Origin of the sequence: Agromyces sp. NPDC058484 (assembly GCF_042720415.1) — a bacterium.
Taxonomy (GTDB): domain Bacteria; phylum Actinomycetota; class Actinomycetes; order Actinomycetales; family Microbacteriaceae; genus Agromyces.
On the sequence record NZ_JBHXMP010000002.1, the window covers coordinates 98,757 to 116,708 of the forward strand.

At 70.9% G+C, this 17,952-nt stretch carries 18 protein-coding genes; 13 read left to right on the top strand and 5 right to left on the bottom strand.

Going from position 1 to position 17,952, the window contains the following annotated elements:
• The first annotated feature begins 33 nt into the window (after positions 1 to 33).
• From ACFWN7_RS02950 to ACFWN7_RS02985, 8 genes are all read left to right on the top strand, one after another.
• On the top strand, positions 34 to 765 hold the full coding sequence (locus ACFWN7_RS02950; protein ID WP_376937194.1) for a ZIP family metal transporter: 732 nt from the start codon (positions 34 to 36) through the stop codon (positions 763 to 765).
• Between the two features lie 278 nt (positions 766 to 1,043).
• Complete coding sequence (locus tag ACFWN7_RS02955) at positions 1,044 to 3,167, top strand: DEAD/DEAH box helicase (RefSeq protein ID WP_376937195.1); 2,124 nt, start codon at positions 1,044 to 1,046, stop codon at positions 3,165 to 3,167.
• 97 nt (positions 3,168 to 3,264) lie between these two features.
• On the top strand, positions 3,265 to 4,293 hold the full coding sequence (locus ACFWN7_RS02960; protein ID WP_376937196.1) for a 6-phosphofructokinase: 1,029 nt from the start codon (positions 3,265 to 3,267) through the stop codon (positions 4,291 to 4,293).
• Positions 4,294 to 4,346: 53 nt separating this feature from the next.
• Positions 4,347 to 4,829, top strand: coding sequence for an 8-oxo-dGTP diphosphatase (locus ACFWN7_RS02965; RefSeq protein WP_376937197.1), 483 nt, complete (start codon positions 4,347 to 4,349; stop codon positions 4,827 to 4,829).
• Between the two features lie 109 nt (positions 4,830 to 4,938).
• On the top strand, positions 4,939 to 6,117 hold the full coding sequence (locus ACFWN7_RS02970; protein ID WP_376937198.1) for an anion permease: 1,179 nt from the start codon (positions 4,939 to 4,941) through the stop codon (positions 6,115 to 6,117).
• The gene (locus tag ACFWN7_RS02975; RefSeq protein WP_376937199.1) at positions 6,114 to 6,458 is read left to right on the top strand and encodes a peptidase; all 345 of its coding nucleotides are present in this window, start codon (positions 6,114 to 6,116) and stop codon (positions 6,456 to 6,458) included. The genes ACFWN7_RS02970 and ACFWN7_RS02975 overlap by 4 nt, the downstream gene beginning before the upstream one ends.
• A gap of 111 nt (positions 6,459 to 6,569) precedes the next feature.
• Complete coding sequence (locus ACFWN7_RS02980) at positions 6,570 to 6,896, top strand: hypothetical protein (RefSeq protein WP_376937200.1); 327 nt, start codon at positions 6,570 to 6,572, stop codon at positions 6,894 to 6,896.
• Between the two features lie 256 nt (positions 6,897 to 7,152).
• The gene (locus tag ACFWN7_RS02985; RefSeq protein ID WP_376937336.1) at positions 7,153 to 8,589 is read left to right on the top strand and encodes an aspartate ammonia-lyase; all 1,437 of its coding nucleotides are present in this window, start codon (positions 7,153 to 7,155) and stop codon (positions 8,587 to 8,589) included.
• A gap of 9 nt (positions 8,590 to 8,598) precedes the next feature.
• Here ACFWN7_RS02985 and ACFWN7_RS02990 read toward each other — a convergent pair whose 3' ends face one another.
• A complete protein-coding gene (locus ACFWN7_RS02990; protein ID WP_376937201.1) occupies positions 8,599 to 9,474 on the bottom strand; it encodes a fumarylacetoacetate hydrolase family protein in 876 nt (291 codons plus the stop codon).
• A gap of 149 nt (positions 9,475 to 9,623) precedes the next feature.
• Positions 9,624 to 11,198, bottom strand: coding sequence for a DNA-3-methyladenine glycosylase 2 family protein (locus tag ACFWN7_RS02995; RefSeq protein ID WP_376937202.1), 1,575 nt, complete (start codon positions 11,196 to 11,198; stop codon positions 9,624 to 9,626).
• A 73-nt stretch (positions 11,199 to 11,271) separates the two neighbouring features.
• Between ACFWN7_RS02995 and ACFWN7_RS03000 the strand changes: the two genes are divergently transcribed.
• The 4 genes from ACFWN7_RS03000 to ACFWN7_RS03015 all read left to right on the top strand — a co-directional run bounded on the left by ACFWN7_RS03000 (position 11,272) and on the right by ACFWN7_RS03015 (position 15,053).
• Entirely contained in the window at positions 11,272 to 12,684 is a 1,413-nt protein-coding gene (locus ACFWN7_RS03000) for an FAD-binding oxidoreductase (RefSeq protein ID WP_376937203.1), read from the top strand.
• 25 nt (positions 12,685 to 12,709) lie between these two features.
• Positions 12,710 to 13,861 (top strand): PrsW family intramembrane metalloprotease, encoded by a 1,152-nt coding sequence (locus ACFWN7_RS03005; protein WP_376937204.1) that lies wholly within the window; start codon positions 12,710 to 12,712, stop codon positions 13,859 to 13,861.
• 176 nt (positions 13,862 to 14,037) lie between these two features.
• On the top strand, positions 14,038 to 14,409 hold the full coding sequence (locus ACFWN7_RS03010; protein WP_376937205.1) for an FKBP-type peptidyl-prolyl cis-trans isomerase: 372 nt from the start codon (positions 14,038 to 14,040) through the stop codon (positions 14,407 to 14,409).
• A gap of 104 nt (positions 14,410 to 14,513) precedes the next feature.
• Positions 14,514 to 15,053 carry a ferritin gene (locus ACFWN7_RS03015; RefSeq protein WP_376937207.1) on the top strand — a complete coding sequence of 180 codons (540 nt, stop codon included), beginning with the start codon at positions 14,514 to 14,516 and terminating at the stop codon, positions 15,051 to 15,053.
• Positions 15,054 to 15,062: 9 nt separating this feature from the next.
• Here the strand turns inward: ACFWN7_RS03015 and ACFWN7_RS03020 are convergent, their stop codons facing one another.
• Both ACFWN7_RS03020 and ACFWN7_RS03025 read right to left on the bottom strand, forming a co-directional pair.
• A complete protein-coding gene (locus ACFWN7_RS03020) occupies positions 15,063 to 15,401 on the bottom strand; it encodes a protealysin inhibitor emfourin (RefSeq protein ID WP_376937208.1) in 339 nt (112 codons plus the stop codon).
• Positions 15,402 to 15,478: 77 nt separating this feature from the next.
• The gene (locus tag ACFWN7_RS03025) at positions 15,479 to 16,603 is read right to left on the bottom strand and encodes a M4 family metallopeptidase (protein WP_376937209.1); all 1,125 of its coding nucleotides are present in this window, start codon (positions 16,601 to 16,603) and stop codon (positions 15,479 to 15,481) included.
• 47 nt (positions 16,604 to 16,650) lie between these two features.
• On the opposite strand from ACFWN7_RS03025, the gene ACFWN7_RS03030 reads away from it, so the two are divergent.
• Positions 16,651 to 17,493, top strand: coding sequence for a CPBP family intramembrane glutamic endopeptidase (locus ACFWN7_RS03030; RefSeq protein ID WP_376937210.1), 843 nt, complete (start codon positions 16,651 to 16,653; stop codon positions 17,491 to 17,493).
• A gap of 42 nt (positions 17,494 to 17,535) precedes the next feature.
• Here the strand turns inward: ACFWN7_RS03030 and ACFWN7_RS03035 are convergent, their stop codons facing one another.
• A complete protein-coding gene (locus tag ACFWN7_RS03035) occupies positions 17,536 to 17,901 on the bottom strand; it encodes a DUF488 domain-containing protein (RefSeq protein ID WP_376937211.1) in 366 nt (121 codons plus the stop codon).
• Positions 17,902 to 17,952: the final 51 nt, after the last annotated feature.

Below are 17,952 nucleotides of genomic sequence, written 5' to 3' on the forward strand. Positions count from 1 at the left end.
CAGGTGCGGCGGGTCGGGCCGTATGCTCCGAACATGCCGGATTGGATGTGGGCCGCGCTCGCGGGGCTCGCCGCGGGCGGGGCGCTCCTCGTCGGCGCCGCGGTCGCGTGGTTCGTGCGCGTGCCGACCCGCGTGGTCGCCGGCTTCCTGGCGTTCGGCTCGGGGGTGCTCGTCTCCGCGCTCGCCTACGACCTGGTGCTCGAGGCGCAGGACGAGGGCGGGTTCTGGCCGACCGTCGGCGGATTCGCCGTCGGCGCCGTGGCCTACGTCGTCGCGAACGAGCTGCTCGACCGCCACGACCAGCGCAATCGGCGTCCCTCGGACCAGGACCCGGGCACGGGTGGCGGCATCGCGATCGGCGCCCTGCTCGACGGCATCCCCGAGTCCGCCGTGCTCGGCCTCAGCATGGTCGGCGGTGGCGGCGTGAACATGCCGGTGCTCCTCGCGATCGTCATCTCGAACGTGCCCGAGGGGCTCTCGAGCACCGCCGACCTGAAGCGAAGCGGGCGCTCGGCGGGCTACGTGTTCCTCCTCTGGTCGGGGATCGCCCTCGCGAGCGTTGTCTCCGCGGTGCTCGGCTTCGTGCTGCTCGACACCGCGAGCGGCGAGACCACCGCGTTCATCACGGCGATCGCAGCGGGCGCGATCCTCGCGATGATCTGCGACACGATGATCCCCGAGGCGTTCCGATCGGCGCACGCGTTCACCGGCCTGCTCGCGACGGCGGGCTTCCTCCTCAGCTACGCGCTGCACGTGCTCGGATGACGACGGAGGATCGCACGTCGCCGAGGTCGCCCGCCTGCGGCTAGAATGGACGGGCGCCCGACGAATCCGTTCTTCGGCCGACCACGCGAGCCCGGCTCGCGTGCTGCTCGGTTCGGGATCCGGCGTACCGCGAACGGTGACATCGAACCGTCACGTGCGGGGCCCGGCCACCGGCACCGGTGACCAGGTGGCGTGGCGGGCAGCGGCGTCTCGGAGACGACCGCTTCGGAGGCGGCACGGAATTCGAGAGACGGCACAGAAACGGGAGGACCATGGCCATGGCCCAGACGAGGCAGCGGCAGCGAACCCGCTCGCGCGACGACGACGCACCCATCATCCCGATCCTCGCGCGCAAGGTGCGCGAGGTCGAGCAGAAGGCGCAGAAGGGCAAGCTGGGCCCGACCAACCGCACGAAGTTCCAGGTGATCGCGCTCCTCATGCGTGAGGAGCGCGCGCGGGTGAAGGCGGACTCCGAGGTGACGGATGCCGCGCGCGCCGAGTTGCTCAAGCGTCTCGACGGTATCGCGCAGATCCTCGCGAAGACCGCGGCCCGCGACACGAGCCTCATCGCCCTCCTCGAGCCCGACGCCTCGATCTCGACGGTGGCGCAGCGCTTCCGCCGCGACTGGCTGCTCGAGTCCGGCGCCGAACTCAGCCCCGACGAGCTCATCATCGTGCGCGAGGCCGAGGTGAAGCCGGAGCTCGCCGAGAATCAGGTGATCCCTGCATCCGTGCGCTCGCGGCAGCTCGCGAACCCGTTCCTCGCGCCCGACTTCTCCAAGCCGCCCGCCCCCGTCGTGCCGGTGCGCCGGCTCGCGAACTGGGAGCTGCTCGGCCCGTTGTTCAAGTCGTTCGAGATCGGTTCGGGCGGGCAGTCCGCCTCGATGGGCCTGCCCGAGGCGCCGAAGGTCGACCGTCTCTCCCCTCGCGGGCTGGAGCTCATGAAGCACCAGGTGCGTTTCATCGAGTCGGCACGGCTCGGCCATCGCACGTTCCTGCTCGCCGACGAGCCGGGGCTCGGCAAGACCGCGCAGTCGGTGCTCGCGGCATCCGTCGCCGACGCCTACCCGCTGCTCGCGGTGGTGCCGAACGTCGTGAAGATGAACTGGGCGCGCGAGGTGGAGCGCTGGACACCGCACCGTCGCGCGACGGTCATCCACGGCGACGGCGACAGCCTCGACGCGTTCGCCGATGTCGTCGTGGTGAACTACGACGTGCTCGACCGGCACATGGCATGGCTCTCGACGCTCGGGTTCAAGGGCATGGTCGTCGACGAGGCGCACTTCATCAAGAACCTGCAGTCGCAGCGCTCGCGCAACGTGCTCGCGCTCGCCGACCGCATCCGGAGCACGTCGCCCGGCGGCGACCCCCTGCTGCTCGCGCTCACCGGCACGCCGCTCATCAACGACGTGGACGACTTCCGCGCGATCTGGCAGTTCCTCGGCTGGATCGAGGGCGACAAGCCGTCACCCGAGCTGCTCGGAAGGCTCGAGGAGGCAGGCCTCACACCCGCCGACCTGGGCTTCTACCCCGAAGCCCGGCGCTCCGTGATCGACCTCGGCATCGTGCGCCGCCGCAAGGTCGACGTCGCGGCCGACCTGCCCGACAAGCGCATCGCCGACCTGCCCGTCGAGCTCGACGATGAGCTGGGCCGCTCGGTGCGGGCGGCCGAGCGCGAGCTCGGCAATCGGCTCGCCTCGCGGTTCCGAGCGCTCGTCGAGTCGCGGAACCTGCGCGTCGGCGACCTCGACGACGACCTGCGCGACCAGTTCATCCGGGCCGTCGCGAGCGCCGAGCTCGAGGAGTCGAAGTCGGCCCGCTCCGGCGAGAACGTCTTCACGATGGTGCGCCGGATCGGGCAGGCGAAGGCCGGCCTCGCCGCCGACTACGCCGCCCAGCTCGCGCGTTCGGTCGGCAAGGTCGTGTTCTTCGCGAAGCACATCGACGTGATGGACCAGGCCGAGGCCGCCCTCGCGGCACGCGAGCTCCGCACGGTGTCGCTGCGGGGCGACCAGACGGCGCTCCAGCGCCAGGCCGCGATCGACGCGTTCAACAAGGACCCCGAGGTCGCGGTCGCGGTGTGCTCGCTCACGGCGGCGGGCGTCGGCGTCAACCTCCAGGCGGCGTCGAACGTCGTGCTCGCCGAACTCAGCTGGACGGCGGCCGAGCAGACCCAGGCGATCGACCGCGTGCACCGCATCGGCCAGGACGAGCCGGTCACGGCGTGGCGGATCATCGCCGCGCACACGATCGACTCCCGCATCGCCGAGCTCATCGACTCGAAGCAGGGGCTCGCAGCTCGCGCCCTCGACGGCAGCGACGTCGAGCCCGGGTCCGCCGACTCGGTGCAGCTCGACGCGATCCAGCACGTGCTGCGGCGAGCGCTCGACGGCGCGCTCTGACCGGTGTGAACGCTATAGACTGCGGCAGTCGAGCCGCCCCGGCGTCGTGGCACGCGGCATACCACCTGTTCTGGCGAGCACCTGGAGTCAACACCACATGAAGATCGGGATCCTCACGAGCGGCGGCGACTGCCCCGGCCTGAACGCGGTCATCCGCGGTGCCGTGCTGCAGGGCGTCATCACGCACGACGCGGAGTTCGTCGGCTTCCGATGGGGCTGGCGCGGTGTCGTCGAGGGCGACATCATGCCGATCACGCGCCACGACGTCCGCGGCCTCTCGAAGCAGGGCGGCACCATCCTCGGCTCCAGCCGCACCAACCCGTTCGAGGGCGAGGGCGCCGGCCCCGAGAACATCCAGCGGATGCTCGACGCGAACGGCATCGACGCCGTCATCGCGATCGGCGGCGAGGGCACCCTCACCGCGGCGCGGCGGCTCACCGACGCAGGGCTCCAGATCGTCGGCGTGCCGAAGACGATCGACAACGACCTCAAGGCCACCGACTACTCGTTCGGCTTCGACACGGCCGTCGAGATCGCCACCGAGGCGATCGACCGCCTGCGCACGACCGCCGAATCCCACGGCCGGTGCATCGTGCTCGAGGTCATGGGCCGCCACGTCGGCTGGATCGCCCTGCACTCCGGCATGGCGGGCGGCGCCCACGCGATCCTCATCCCCGAGCAGCCCACGAGCATCGACCAGATCTGCGAATGGGTCGAGTCGGTGCGGCATCGCGGCCGCGCGCCGCTCGTCGTCGTCGCCGAGGGCTTCACCCTCGAGGGGATGACCGAGGCGCACTCGCACAAGGGGCTCGACGCCTTCAACCGGCCGAGGCTCGGCGGCATCGCCGAGCGGCTCGCGCCCATGATCGAGGAGCGCACCGGCATCGAGTCGCGTGACACCGTGCTCGGCCACATCCAGCGCGGCGGCGCCCCCTCGGCCTACGACCGCGTGCTCGCGACGCGTCTGGGCATGCACGCCGTCGACGCCGTGTACGAACACGCCTGGGGTTCGATGGTCACCCTCCGCGGCACCGACATCAAGACCGTCTCGATCGCCGAGGCGGTCGGCGGTCTCAACCGCGTTCCGCAGTGGCGTTACGACGAGGCGAAGATCCTCTTCGGTTGATCCTTCGACCCTTCGACAAGCTCAGGGACCGCGGAGAGCGCAAAGGAGCACGGATGCCGCTGCCACAGGTCTGCGTCTGCTATCTCCTGCGCGAACGCGCGGGCGGCACCGACGTGCTCCTCGGACGCAAGAAGCACGGACTCGGCGTCGGCAACTTCGTGGGCCTCGGCGGCAAGCTCGAGCCGGGGGAGTCAGCGGTCGACGCCGCCGTGCGCGAGGTGCTCGAGGAGTCGGGCGTCGTCGTCGCGGCATCCGACCTCGAGCCCCGTGGGCTGCTCAGCTACCGCTTTCCGCACCGTGAGACCTGGAGCCAGGAGTCCAGCGTGTTCGTGTGCCGCTCGTGGCGGGGCGAGCCGCGCGGGTCCGACGAGCTCGACCCCGAGTGGTTCCCGCTCGACCGAGTGCCGTACAACGAGATGTGGGATGATGCACGGCGCTGGCTGCCGGAAGTGCTCGCCGGGGCATCCGTTCGACGCACATTCGTGTTCGGCGAGGACCTCGCGACCGTGGTGGATGAGCGCGGATCGGTCGCGTAGTATCGTCGGGGTGCACGGCGATCGCCGATTCTGCAACCACGTCCCCTGAACATTCGGTGAACCTCAGCACCGATCCAGAGCCAGTCACTCGTTCCACAGAAGGGCGCCGGTGGATCTCACCCTCATCGTCGTGCTGGTCATCGCACTGGCGCTGTTCTTCGACTTCACGAACGGCTTCCACGACACGGCGAACGCCATGGCGACGCCGATCGCCACGGGAGCGCTGCGGCCGAAGATGGCCGTCGGGCTGGCCGCCATCCTGAACCTCGTCGGTGCGTTCCTGTCGACCGAGGTGGCGAAGACCATCTCGGGCGGCATCATCCGAGAGGGCGACGGCGGGGTGCTGATCACGCCCGAGCTGATCTTCGCCGGGCTCATCGGCGCCATCGTGTGGAACATGGTCACGTGGCTGCTGGGCCTGCCGTCGTCGTCGAGCCATGCCCTCTTCGGCGGGCTCATCGGCGCCGCGCTCGTCGGATTCGGCCTGCAGGCGATCGACTTCAGCGTCGTGATGTCGAAGGTCATCCTGCCCGCGATCCTCGCGCCGCTCACCGCCGGGCTGATCGCGTACATCGCGACGAAGCTCGCCTACGCCATCACGCGCCGCTACGACGGCAAGCCCGACGGCCGTGACGGATTCCGGCACGCGCAGATCTTCTCGTCGTCGCTCGTCGCCCTCGCGCACGGCACGAACGACGCGCAGAAGACGATGGGCGTCATCACACTCACGCTCGTCGCGGCCGGCCTGCAGAGCTCGGGCGACGAAGTGCAGCTCTGGGTGATCGTGACCTGCGCCGTGGCGATCGCCCTCGGAACGTACATGGGCGGCTGGCGCATCATCAAGACCCTCGGCACCGGACTCACCGACGTGAAGCCCGCACAGGGATTCGCGGCCGAGACCTCGACCGCCGCGACGATCCTCGCGTCGAGCCACCTCGGCTTCGCCCTGTCGACCACGCAGGTCGCGTCGGGATCGGTCATCGGGTCGGGCCTCGGCCGCCGCGGATCCAAGGTGCGCTGGCGCACGGCGGGTCGCATCGGCGTCGGCTGGCTGATGACCCTTCCCGCCGCCGGCGGCGTCGGCGCTCTCGCGGCCTTCATCGCCCAGTTCGGCGTCGTCGGCGTCATCGTCGACGCGATCGTCGGCGTGGTCGTGATCGTGGGCATCTTCCTCTGGTCGCGCCGCAACGAGGTTTCGCACAAGAACGTCGTGAGCGAGGTCGCCGCGTCGGGCCGGGCCGTGAAGATCAAGCGCAACCCCAAGCCGAAGAAGAAGGTGGCGCCGTGATCGACTGGCTCGCGTTCCTCGTCGTGCTCGTCTCGGCGCTCGCCGGGGCGGGCGTCGTCGTGAGCGCGTACGCGCTCGGCATCCGGCTGCTCACGATCTCGGGTCGCACACCGATCGTGACGCCCGCGACGTTCACGGATGCCATCACCGTCGTGACGCCCGCCGAGATCCGCCAGGCCGAGAAGCGAGCCGCCAAGGCGGCGCGGAAGTCGCCGCTCAGCGAGGGGCAGAAGCGCGCGGCGCTCATCGGCGCCTGGGCGTGCTTCGTGGTGAGCGCGGTCGCGGTCGTCGTCGGCATCTACCTCATCGTCGGCGAGCACCTCTTCACGCTCTTCGGCTGAGACGAGCACTGCGCGGGCGCGCCTCCCTGCGGATGCGGGGGATAGCCCCATACCTCGGCCGCGGCGGCCTCCGTAGCGTGGAATCACATCCACGAACAGGAGAACACCACCATGACCACCGCAACTCCCACCGAGCCGCAGGCGCCGTTCGCAGCGCCGAACCCGTACGCGGCACCCGCTGCGCCCGCGGAGGAGTCGCGCGGATTCAGCATTTCGAGCCTCGTGCTCGGGCTCGTCTCGATCGTCGCGAGCTACACCGTCGTCGTGCCGATCGTCGGCCTCGTGCTCGGCGTGACGGCCCTGAAGCGCGAACCCGCGTCGCGCACCATGGCGATCTGGGGCATCGTGCTGAACGCGGTCATGCTCGCGGGCGCAGCGCTCGTGACCTTCGGCGCCCTGGTCTTCGGCCTCGCGATGCTGCCGTTCGCCTTCCTCTGATCGCAGTCGGCCACGGGCCGCGCCCCGGCTTCGGGGCGCGGCCCGTTTCTCGTGCAGCGGGCGGCAGGAGCGTCGGGGCTGCCCGCCGCCCGTTCGCGGGAATCGACTCGGCGGTAGGCTCGAGGGAGTATCAGGCGCGGCGATCCCGCGCGAACGAGGCAATGGAGCCGCAGTGTCGATGACCCGACCCGAACACCTGTCCGAGCACACGACCGCGAAGGAGCACGTCACGAATCCCGTCGAACCCGACCCTCCCATGCGCACCGAGACCGACTCGCTCGGCACCGTGGAGGTGCCGGCGGGTGCGTACTGGGGCGTGCACACGGTGCGGGCGCTCGAGAACTTCCCGATCACCAAGCGGCCGATCTCTGTCTATCCCGATCTCATCGTCGCCCTCGCCTCGGTGAAGCAGGCGGCGGCTCGCGCCAACCACGAGGTCGGCGTGCTCTCCGCGAAGAAGGCCGCCCTGATCGACGAGGCCTGCCAGCGCATCATCGACGGCGAGCATCACGACCAGTTCGTCGTGGGCGTCATCCAGGGCGGCGCGGGCACGTCGACGAACATGAACGCGAACGAGGTCATCACGAACCTCGCGCTCGAGATCGCGGGGTACGGGAAGGGGCGCTACGACGTGCTCCACCCGATCGACGACGTGAACCGCAGCCAGTCCACGAACGACACGTACCCCACAGCGGTCAAGCTCGCGATGACCTTCGCGCTCAACGACATGCTCGGCGAACTCGACCAGCTGCGCATCGCGTTCGGGCGCAAGGGCCGGGAGTTCCACGAGATCCTGAAGGTCGGGCGCACACAGCTGCAGGATGCCGTGCCGATGACCCTCGGCCAGGAGTTCCATGGTTTCGCGACGACGCTCGGCGAGGACATCGATCGTCTTCGCGAGACGATCAAGCTGCTGCTCGAGGTGAACCTCGGCGCCACGGCGATCGGCACCGGCATCACCGCGGATCCCGGCTATGCCGAGGCGGTCGTGCGCCATCTGAACGCGATCACCGGGCTCCGCATGGAGCCCGCGCCCGACCTCATCGAGGCGACCAGCGACACGGGCGTGTTCATGACGTTCTCGAGCGCGCTGAAGCGCAGCGCGATCAAGCTCTCGAAGATCTGCAACGACCTCCGTCTCCTCTCGTCGGGCCCGCAGGCCGGCCTCGGCGAGATCAACCTGCCGCCGAAGCAGGCAGGGTCGAGCATCATGCCCGGCAAGGTGAACCCGGTCATCCCCGAGGCGGTCAGCCAGGTCGCCTATGCCGTCGCCGGGGCCGATGTCACGGTCACGATGGCGGCCGAGAGCGGCCAGCTGCAGCTGAACGCATTCGAGCCGGTCATCGCCCACTCGCTCCTGCAGTCCATCACGTGGATGCGCCAGGCGTGCTGGACCCTGCGCGTCAACTGCGTCGACGGGATCACCGCGAACACCGAACGGCTCGACGCCATGGTCTCGTCGAGCGTCGGCGTGATCACCGCGCTCATTCCCTTCATCGGCTATGCCGAGGCGTCGAACCTGGCCAAGCAGGCGCTGGCGACCGGGCGTCCGGTCGCCGACCTCGTCGTCGAGGGCGGGCTGATGACCCGCGCCGACGTTGAGGGGCACCTGTCACCGTCGCACCTGTCGGGCATCCACCCGATCACGACGACGATCCCGGTGGCCGACCTGCAGGGCGAGCCGTCGGAGTGAGCGCCGGCCTCAGATCACGCGGCAGTGCGTGGTGAGCGAGCCGATGCCCTCGATCGAGACCGTCACGGTGGAGCCGTCGCGAAGGAAGACCTGAGGGTTGCGGGAGTAGCCCGCGCCCCCGGGGCTGCCGGTCGAGATGAGCGTGCCGGCCGGGATCGTCGCGGAGCGCGAGAGGTAGGAGATGATCTCGGCCACGCCGCGCACCATCTCGTTCGTCGAGGCGTCCTGCAGAACGCGCCCGTCGAGGTTCGTCGTCAGCCACAGGTCTTGCGGGTCGGCGATCTCATCGGCGGTCACGACGACGGGCCCGGTGGGCGTGAAGCCGTCGAACGACTTGCAGCGCGACCACTGCGCCTCGCTGAACTGCAGGTCGCGTGCGGTGATGTCGTTGACGACGGTGTAGCCCCAGACGTAGTCGAGTGCGTCGCGAGCGTGCACGCCGCGCGCGGGACGGCCGATGATCACACCGAGCTCCGCCTCGTAGTCGACCTGCGTCGTGAGGTCCTCGGGCCACGCGGTCGTCGAACCGTGCCCCGAGAGCGAGTTCGGCCAGAGCGAGAAGATCGTCATCGCGGTCTCGGAGCGGAGCTTCAGTTCCGAGGCGTGGGCTGCGTAGTTCGCGCCGATCGCGATGACCTGTGCCGGCCGGAGCACCGCGGACGAGTGCCGGAGGCCTGCGACCGGCAGGAGCTCGGCACCGGCGGCGAGGGCCGTGTCCACCGCGTCGCGCACCTCGGAGAGCCTGTCGGGGCCGCGTTCGATGAGGTCCTGCAGATCGCGCGGCGCCGGGTTCATGACCTCGTCGAGGAAGAGCGCGGAATCGCCTGAGACCACCGAGAGTCGAGGGGTGGTCTGGCCTTCGACTCTCAGGTGCGCGAACTTCACCTGACTAGGCTATCGGGCGCCCTCCTGCGCCAAGTTGTGCATCACGTACAACGAACGTCGCGCACGGCTCCGCGGCGTCGACAAGGCCGCCGGATGCCGCGCCGCCACGTCGCCGGGAATGGGTGCGTCGATCGGGGCCGGTGGACGGATCAGGCGCCTGCGCTCGCGGCACGCCAGAGATGCATCGACGCGTAGCTGCGCCACGGCGCCCACCGTGCGCCGACCGCGTCGAGCGCCGGCGCGGTCGAGGGGAGGCCGAGGCGTGCGGCACCGCCCCGCAGGGCGAGGTCGCTGGTCAGCAGGATGTCGGGCGCCCGGGTCACTCGCATGGCGAGGTAGCCGGCCGTCCACGGACCGATGCCCGGCACCTCGAGCAGGTCGCGCCGCAGTTCGTCGCGATCGCGCTCGGGCGCGACGACGAGGTCGCCGGCGTCGAGGCGTCGAGCCACGTCGACGATCGTGCGGATGCGCGCTCTCGGCCCGCGGAGCACCGATTCGCCGCCGTCTGCGATCGCGCCCGCCGTGGGAAACAGCACGTCTGGTTCGTCGTCGCTCACCGCGGGCATGCGTTCGCCGAGGGCTTGGGCGAGCCTGCCGAGTGCGGTGCGCGCCGATGCCACCGACACCTGCTGCCCGACCAGGGCGCGGAACACGAGTTCGTGGGCGTCGAGGCATCCGGGCACGCGCATGCCGGGTGCCGCGGCGACGGATGCCGCGAGGGCGGGGTCGCTCGCGAGCGCCGCGTCGATCGCCACGGCGTCTGCGTCGAGGTCGAAGAGCCGGCGCACGCGTGCCACGAGCGGCGGCAGGTCGGCGAGGGTCGCAAGCCGAGCCTCGACGTCGATCGCGGGGGCGGCGTGGTCGGTCGCACTGAGGCCGACCACCGCCGGGCCGCCGGGAAGGCGCAGGGTGCGCCGGTACTCGGCGGGCGCGGCGACCTCCACTCCGTCGAGCGCGCGCGCCCCCAGCCACGCGAAGACGCCCGCCGCGTCGAACGGTGCCCGGGCGGGCAATCGCAGGCGTACGACGCTCGCGACCTCGGCCGTCGCTGCGCCGGCCGCTGTCGTGCTGAGGTCGGCGGGGCCGGGCGAGGGGCGCCGCTCGCGCAATCGTGCCGTCGCACGGAGCTCGAGCGGGCTGCGTTCGTAGACCTCGCGGATCGTGTCGTTGAACTGGCGGATGCTGCCGAAACCCGACGCGAACGCGACATCCGCCACCGGAAGCGACGTGGCGGTGAGCAACGACCGAGCCGTCTGCGCGCGGTGTGCGCGCGACAGTGCGAGCGGGCCCGCGCCGAGCTCGGCACCGAGCACGCGGGTGAGGTGCCGCGGCGTGTACCCGAGGCGTGCCGCGAGGCCCGGCACGCCCTCGCGCTCGACGACACCGTCGGCGATGAGCCGCATGGCCCGTGCTGCGAGGTCGTCGCGCAGGTCCCACTGGGGGGAACCGGGCACCGCGTCGGGCAGGCAGCGCTTGCACGCACGCAGCCCGGCTTCGTGCGCCGCCGCCGCAGTGAGGTAGAAGCTGACGTTCGACGGTTTTGGGGAGACGGCCGGGCAGCTCGGCCGGCAGTAGATGCCGGTGGAGTGGACGCCGGTGATGAACTGTCCGTCGAAGCGCGCATCGCGCGACTGCATGGCCCGGTAGCGCTCGGCGAAGACCGGGTCGGCGAGCGGGTCGAGCACGTCTGCGGGCCCGGTGAGCGAGCGCTGCGGCTGGGTCATGCGACCAGCCTCGCACGTGCCGCCGACATCGACTAGCGGGAATCGGACACGGCCGCATCGCTAGGCTGGACGGATGCCGCATGACGTCGTCACCCAGCTGAAGCTCGCCCTCGGTGCGTCCGTCACGACCGATCCCGCCGCACTCGACGCGACCCGCGAGGACCGCTCGGGATGGCGCAGCGCGACCCCGCCGCTCGCGGTCGTGCACGCGGCATCCGTCGCCCAGGTGCGGCAGGTCATGCGCATCGCGCATGAGACGCGCACACCGGTCGTGCCGCGCGGGGCGGGCACGGGCCTCGCCGGCGGGGCCATCGCCAGCCCGGGCGCGGTCGTGCTCGACGTGTCGCGCATGAACCGCATCCTCGAGATCTCGGAGGCCGACGAGCTCGCGGTCGTCGAGGCCGGGGTGCTGAACGGCGACCTCAACGCCGCGCTCGCGCCCCTCGGCGTGTGGTTCGCGCCCGACCCCGCGAGCCGCGCCATCTCATCCATCGGAGGCAACATCGCCACGAACGCCGGCGGTCTGCTGTGCGCGAAGTACGGCGTCACCCGCGAGGCCGTGCTGGGGCTCGCGGTCGTGCTCGCCGACGGACGGCTGCTCCGCACCGGCCATCGCACCGTCAAGGGCGTGACCGGTTACGATCTCACGGCCCTGTTCACCGGGTCCGAAGGCACCCTCGGCGTCATCGTCGAGGCCACGGTGCGCCTGCGGCCGATCGCGCGCGGCGAGGTCGTCACCGTCGCGGCGGTGTTCTCCGACGTGGAGCGTGCCGCCGCGGCATCCGCCGCCGTGACCGCCGCGCGCATCAGGCCGGCCGTGCTCGAGCTCATCGATGCGTCGGGCCTCGCCCGTGTCGCCGCCTACCTCGGGCCGGCCGGCATCGCGGGCACCCCGCTGGAGGGCATCGCCCCGGGCGAGACGTTCCTGCTCGCGCAGAGCGATGCCGAGGGGGCGGGCGCCGAGGCCGACGCGATCGCGGCGGTGTTCGAGTCCGCGGGCGGCCGGGTCTCGCGATCAGCGGATGCCGCGGCCGGCGAGCGCCTGCTCGACATCCGGCGGGCGATGCACCCCGCGCTCGCCGCATCGGGCCAGGTGCTCATCGAGGACGTCGCGGTGCCGCGCTCGCGGCTGCCTGAGATGTTCCGCGCGATCGACGAGATCGGGCGGCGCCACGGGATCGAGATCCCCACGATCGCGCACGCGGGCGACGGCAACCTGCACCCGAACTTCGTGTACTCGGGCGACGAGGTGCCGACCGGCGTGTGGGCGGCGGCCGACGAGATGTTCCGCGCGTCCGTCGCGCTCGGCGGCACGCTCACGGGCGAGCACGGCGTCGGCATCCTCAAGCGTCGCTGGCTCGCCGACGAGCTCGGCGTCGACTCGCTCGAGCTGCAGCGGGGCATCAAGGAGCTGTTCGACCCGACCGGCATCCTGAATCCGGGCGTGATGTTCGAGTCATCCGCCTTCGAATCGACCGCACGGTGACGCACGCGGTCGATAGGCTGCGCGAGTGAGCTCCCCGTCGCCCGCTGTGAATCCGTCGCCCGCGCCGCCGCTCTGGAACACGCCGCCCGTCGCACGGGGCGGCGGCGGAGTGTTCGCGGCGATCGGCATCGTCGTCGCGGCGATCGTCGGTCTCCTCGTCTTCGCGTACCTCGTCGCGGGCCTCGGCCCGTCGAGCCTCGCCATCGGCTCGGTGCTCGCGCTCGTGCCGCTCATCATCGTGCTGCTCACGGTGCGCTGGGTCGACCGCTGGGAGCCCGAGCCACGCTGGGCGCTGTGGTTCGCGTTCCTGTGGGGCGCGGGGGTCTCGGTCGCGATCGCGCTCGTCGTCGACCTCGGCGTGCAGCTGGCGATCGCGTTCGCCGAGCCCGGCGTCGGGCCGAACGAAGCCGTGCAGGCGGTGGTGCAGGCGCCCATCGTCGAGGAGACGGCCAAGGGCGTGGGCGTGCTGCTGCTCTACGCCTTCTCGCGATCCCACTTCGACGGGCCCGTCGACGGCCTCGTCTACGCCGCCACGATCGCAGCGGGCTTCGCCTTCACCGAGAACATCCTCTACTTCGGCGTCGCGCTCGCCGAGGGCGGTGCGGGAGAGCTCGGCGCCACCTTCGTCATGCGCGGACTGTTCTCGCCCTTCGCGCACGTGCTGTTCACGGTCTGCATCGGGCTCTGCGTCGGCATCGGTGCGCGACGCGGCGGCGGCGCCGGCGTCGTGGGCTGGTTCCTCCTCGGCCTCCTGGGTGCCGTGCTGCTGCACGCGTTCTGGAACGGCTCGCTCGCGTTCGCGACCGACGCGATCGGCCTCTACTTCACCGTGCAGGTGCCCATCTTCGTCGGGGCGATCCTCATCACGTGGTTCCTGCGGCGCGAGGAGACGCGCGTGACCCGAACCCGCCTCGCCGAGTACGGGGCGGCAGGGTGGTTCAGTCCTGCCGAGGTCGAGATGCTCGCCACGCCGGGCGGCAGGCGGCAGGCGGTCGCGTGGGCGCGGGCGCAGACACCGCCGCGCACGGCGACGATGCGCAGGTTCATCACGGATGCCACGCACCTCGCGTTCACCCGCCAGCGGCTCGTCACCCGTCGCGACGCCGGCCGTGCCGCGGTCGACGAGCCCGCGCTGCTGGCCGCGGTGGCGGCAGGCCGGGCCGCGCTGATGCGCTGAGCCGCAGGAGGAGTGTTCGCCCCGGCATGAAGAAACTCGCCGCCCTGTGGTGTGGCACTGCCGACATCGCTACGGGGCGGCGAGTTCTCGGATTCCAGAGTGCAACGTGTTCGCAGTCAGCGCAAGAGGCAGGTGGACGCTTGTCCGCCCGGGCCGACTCCGTTTGGATGGAACGCATGACTGACACGAACAGCAAGCCCGAGGTCGACGCACCCGAGGGCCCCGCCCCGGCCGACCTCGTCATCGAGGACCTCGTCGTGGGCGACGGCGCCGAGGCGAAGCCCGGCTCGACCGTCGACGTGCACTACCTCGGCGTCGAGTACGACACGGGCGACGAGTTCGACTCGTCGTGGAGCCGCGGCCAGTCGATCAACTTCCCACTCCAGGCCCTCATCTCCGGATGGCAGGAGGGCATCCCCGGCATGAAGGTCGGCGGTCGTCGCAAGCTCACCTGTCCGCCGGCCAAGGCCTACGGGGCCGCAGGCGGCGGTCACCAGCTCTCGGGCAAGACGCTCATCTTCGTGATCGACCTGCTCGGCGTGAGCTGAGTCGTTCCACCCACTTCGAAGGCCGTCGGGTGCGCCCGGCGGCCTTCGTGCTGCAAATCGGATCTGCGGTCGTGGCGGGGCCGTATCGCCGCTAGCCTCGGGGAATGACCGAGACGACGTTCGACAGCCTCCTCGCCGCCCAGATCGGCAACGAGTTCTCCGCATCACAGCAGTACATCGCGATCGCCGTGTGGTTCGACGACCACGACCTGCCCCAGCTCGCGCGGCACTTCTACCGGCAGGCGGTCGAGGAACGCAATCACGCCATGATGCTCGTGCGGTACCGTCTCGACCGCGACCTGGGTGTCACGATTCCGGGCGTCGCGGAACCTCGCACGGCGTTCGCAGATGTCGAGGAGCCGATCGCGCTCGCCCTCGAACAGGAGAAGCAGGTCACCACGCAGATCGAAGCACTCTTCGCGGCCGCCCGCGCGGAGGGCGACGCGCTCGGCGAGCAGGCCATGCTGTGGTTCCTCAAGGAACAGGTCGAAGAGGTCGCATCGATGTCGACGTTGCTGACGATCGTGCAGCGCGCCAACGCCGGCGGCACGCTGTTCGACGTCGAGAACTTCGTCGCCCGCGAGCAGATCGGCGACGCCGGAGCCGACCCCGACAGTCCAGAGGCGGCGGGCGGCGCGCTGTGACGGACGGGCCTAGCCGGGGCGCCGACGTCGGCCCGCGTCCGTCGTCGATCGGCCGTCGCCCCTCGCCGCCGGACGCCCCCGCTCGGGTTCGGCCGTCTCCTGCACCCGGTTGACGAGTTCGCGCCACGGGCCGACGAGTTGTCGCTCGGCGAGCGTGGCCTCGTACGGCTCGCAGCGGATGCGGTAGACGAAGCGATCGGGTTCGGGCGGCGCGGGCGGTGGCCGACCCCACGGGATCTCCTCGATGAGGAGGTACCAGTCGTCTCGGTCGGGCTGATCGTCGACGCGCACCTCCCACGTGAGACGGAGGCCCGCCAGGCCGCCGCTCCGCGACACGATGACGTCCATGAACGGGATGGTACTCCGGCACGCCGAACGGCGCCCCCGCGCGGGCTGCACAGGCCCCGCGTGGGCGCCCCGCCCGGCTACGCCGGAGCCACCGCGACCCCGACCGTCGCCCAGCCGCCCTCGACCGCCCGAGCCTCACGCGAGGCGGGGCCGTACCGCTCCCGGGCCGCGCGCACCGTCTCGCTCGCGAAGCGCCGGAAGTCGGTGTTCGGCCGCAGGCGCCCGGAGGTGAGCACGTCGTACCAGACGCGCCCCACCTCCTCCCAGGCGAACCCGCCGAGCTCGACCGCAGCGAGCGCGAACGCACGATTCGGTATGCCGGAGTTCAGGTGCACTCCGCCGTTGTCGTCGTCGGTGTCGATGTAGCGGTCGAAGTGGTCGGGCTGCGGGTCGCGGCCGAGGATGTCGTCGTCGTACGCCGTGCCGGGCTCCTTCATCGAGCGGATGGCGCGACCGTCGACCGCGGCGGTGAACACGCCCTCGCCGATGAGCCAGGTGGCGGATGCGGCATCCTGACCCCTCGAATACTGTTCGACGAGCGCGCCGAACACGTCGGAGACATGCTCGTTGACGGCCCCCGACTGGCCCTGGTAGCGAAGGTTCGCCGTGCGTTCGGTCATGCCATGCGCGAGCTCGTGCCCGACGACGCTGAGCGACTGCGCGAACCCGCGGAACACCTGACCGTCGCCGTCGCCGAAGACCATGCGTCCGCCGTCCCAGAACGCGTTGTCGTAGTGGTCGCCGTAGTGCACGGTCGCCTCGAGCGGCATGCCCCCGTCGTCGATCGAGTCGCGCGCGAACACCCGGGCGAACAGCTCGAACGTGTCGCCGAGCCCGACGTACGCCTGATCGGCCGCCGTGTCGCCGGTGGGCGGCTGACCTTCTCTGCGCACGAGGCGACCGGGCAGCGTGTCATCGCCCTCGGCGTCGGAGATGCGCCGGTCGGGCTGCGGAGCCGTGCCGGGCGCGGCGGCAGGCCGCTCATCCCGAGCCGAGGGACGCCCGGGCGCCATGAAGGAGGGGAGGTCGCCCGCGGCGCGCCACTCGCGCACCGGCTGGTCGCGCACGAGCGATCGGCGTGCGGCTTCCGCCGCCTCATCGAATCGCGGACCCGCCGCGCGGGCGATGTGCGCGAGCAGGTAGGGCGGCACGATCGCCGCGTGCCGCGACCGATGGGGGTGGGGCCGGGGCATCCGCGTCATGCACCGATCGTGGCACGTCCCGCCGACAGGCATGGGAAGCTGAAGGGGTGTCCGCCGCCCTCGCCGAGACAACCGAGGTCCGCACGCACCCGATCGGACTCGTGCCGGCGGTGCTCGTGTGCGGCGCGGCGGTGCTTCTGTTCGGGTTCATGGTGCCGGTCGCGGGCTACGCGGTGCTGGGCGCCGGGCTCGTCGCCGCCTGGCTCACCGACCGTTCGGGCCGAACGAGCCGGCTGCTGCCCGACCTGTCGCTCGTCGCGCTCGGGCAGGTGATCATCTCGACCATCTCGCTCGCGGCCGACATCAGCTATCCGAGCATCGTGCGCTTCGCCGTCGTGCTCGGCCTCGCCGTGGTGGTGCCCTACGTCGTCTCGCGATACGGGTACGGCGACCGCGTCATCCGCTTCCCGTGGCGCACCGGCCGACGTTGGACGCGCACCCAGTGGATCTACCTCGTCGCTGTGGCAGTCGCCGGATGGCTCATCCTGCCGTTCTACTTCATCACCTCGGGCGTCTACCAGAACTGGCCGACCGTGACCGAGCCCGACGAGATCGCCCGCTTGTTCGTCGGCGTGAACGCGGTGGGCACCTGGGACGAGTTGTTCTTCGTCTGCACGGTCTTCGCGTTGTTGCGGCGCCACTTCCCGACCTGGCAGGCGAACCTGCTGCAGACGATCGTGTTCGTGTCGTTCCTGTGGGAGCTCGGCTACCAGTCGTGGGGGCCGCTGCTCACGATCCCGTTCGCGCTCGTGCAGGGCTACACCTTCAAGCTCACGAAGTCGCTCACGTACGTGCTGGTCGTGCACCTGATCTTCGACGCGGTCGTGTTCTGCGTCATCGTGTACGCGCACAACGGCTGGCCGGCGATCTTCCCGCTGGTGCCGGCGTAGGCCGGACGCAAGGGGGGCGAAGTCCGATCAGGCGCCGTGGGGTCACGATTCGACGGAGGCCCCATGCTGCCCCAGCCACTCGAGCATCACGGCCACGTGGTTCACGCTCGGGTCGTGCGACGAGTACAGCAGCGTGACACGGTCGTGCTCGTCGCCGAGGGCGAGCAGCTCGGTCGTGACAGGATTCGCGTCGAGTTCGGCGACGTAGCGCGTCACGAACTCGTCATGCCGCGTGGGGTTGCGGTGCCACTCCGTGCGGAGGTCGGCTGAGGGCGCGATCTCCTTCAGCCACAGGTCGAGGTCGGCGCGCTCCTTCGACACCCCGCGCGGCCACAGTCGGTCGACCAGCACCCGGTAGTCGTCGGATGCCGCGGGCTCGTCGTAGAAGCGCTTCATCGTGAACCCCATGGGCGACAGTCTGCCGCAGGCCGTCGACGACGCGAAGGAGTACGCCAGGGC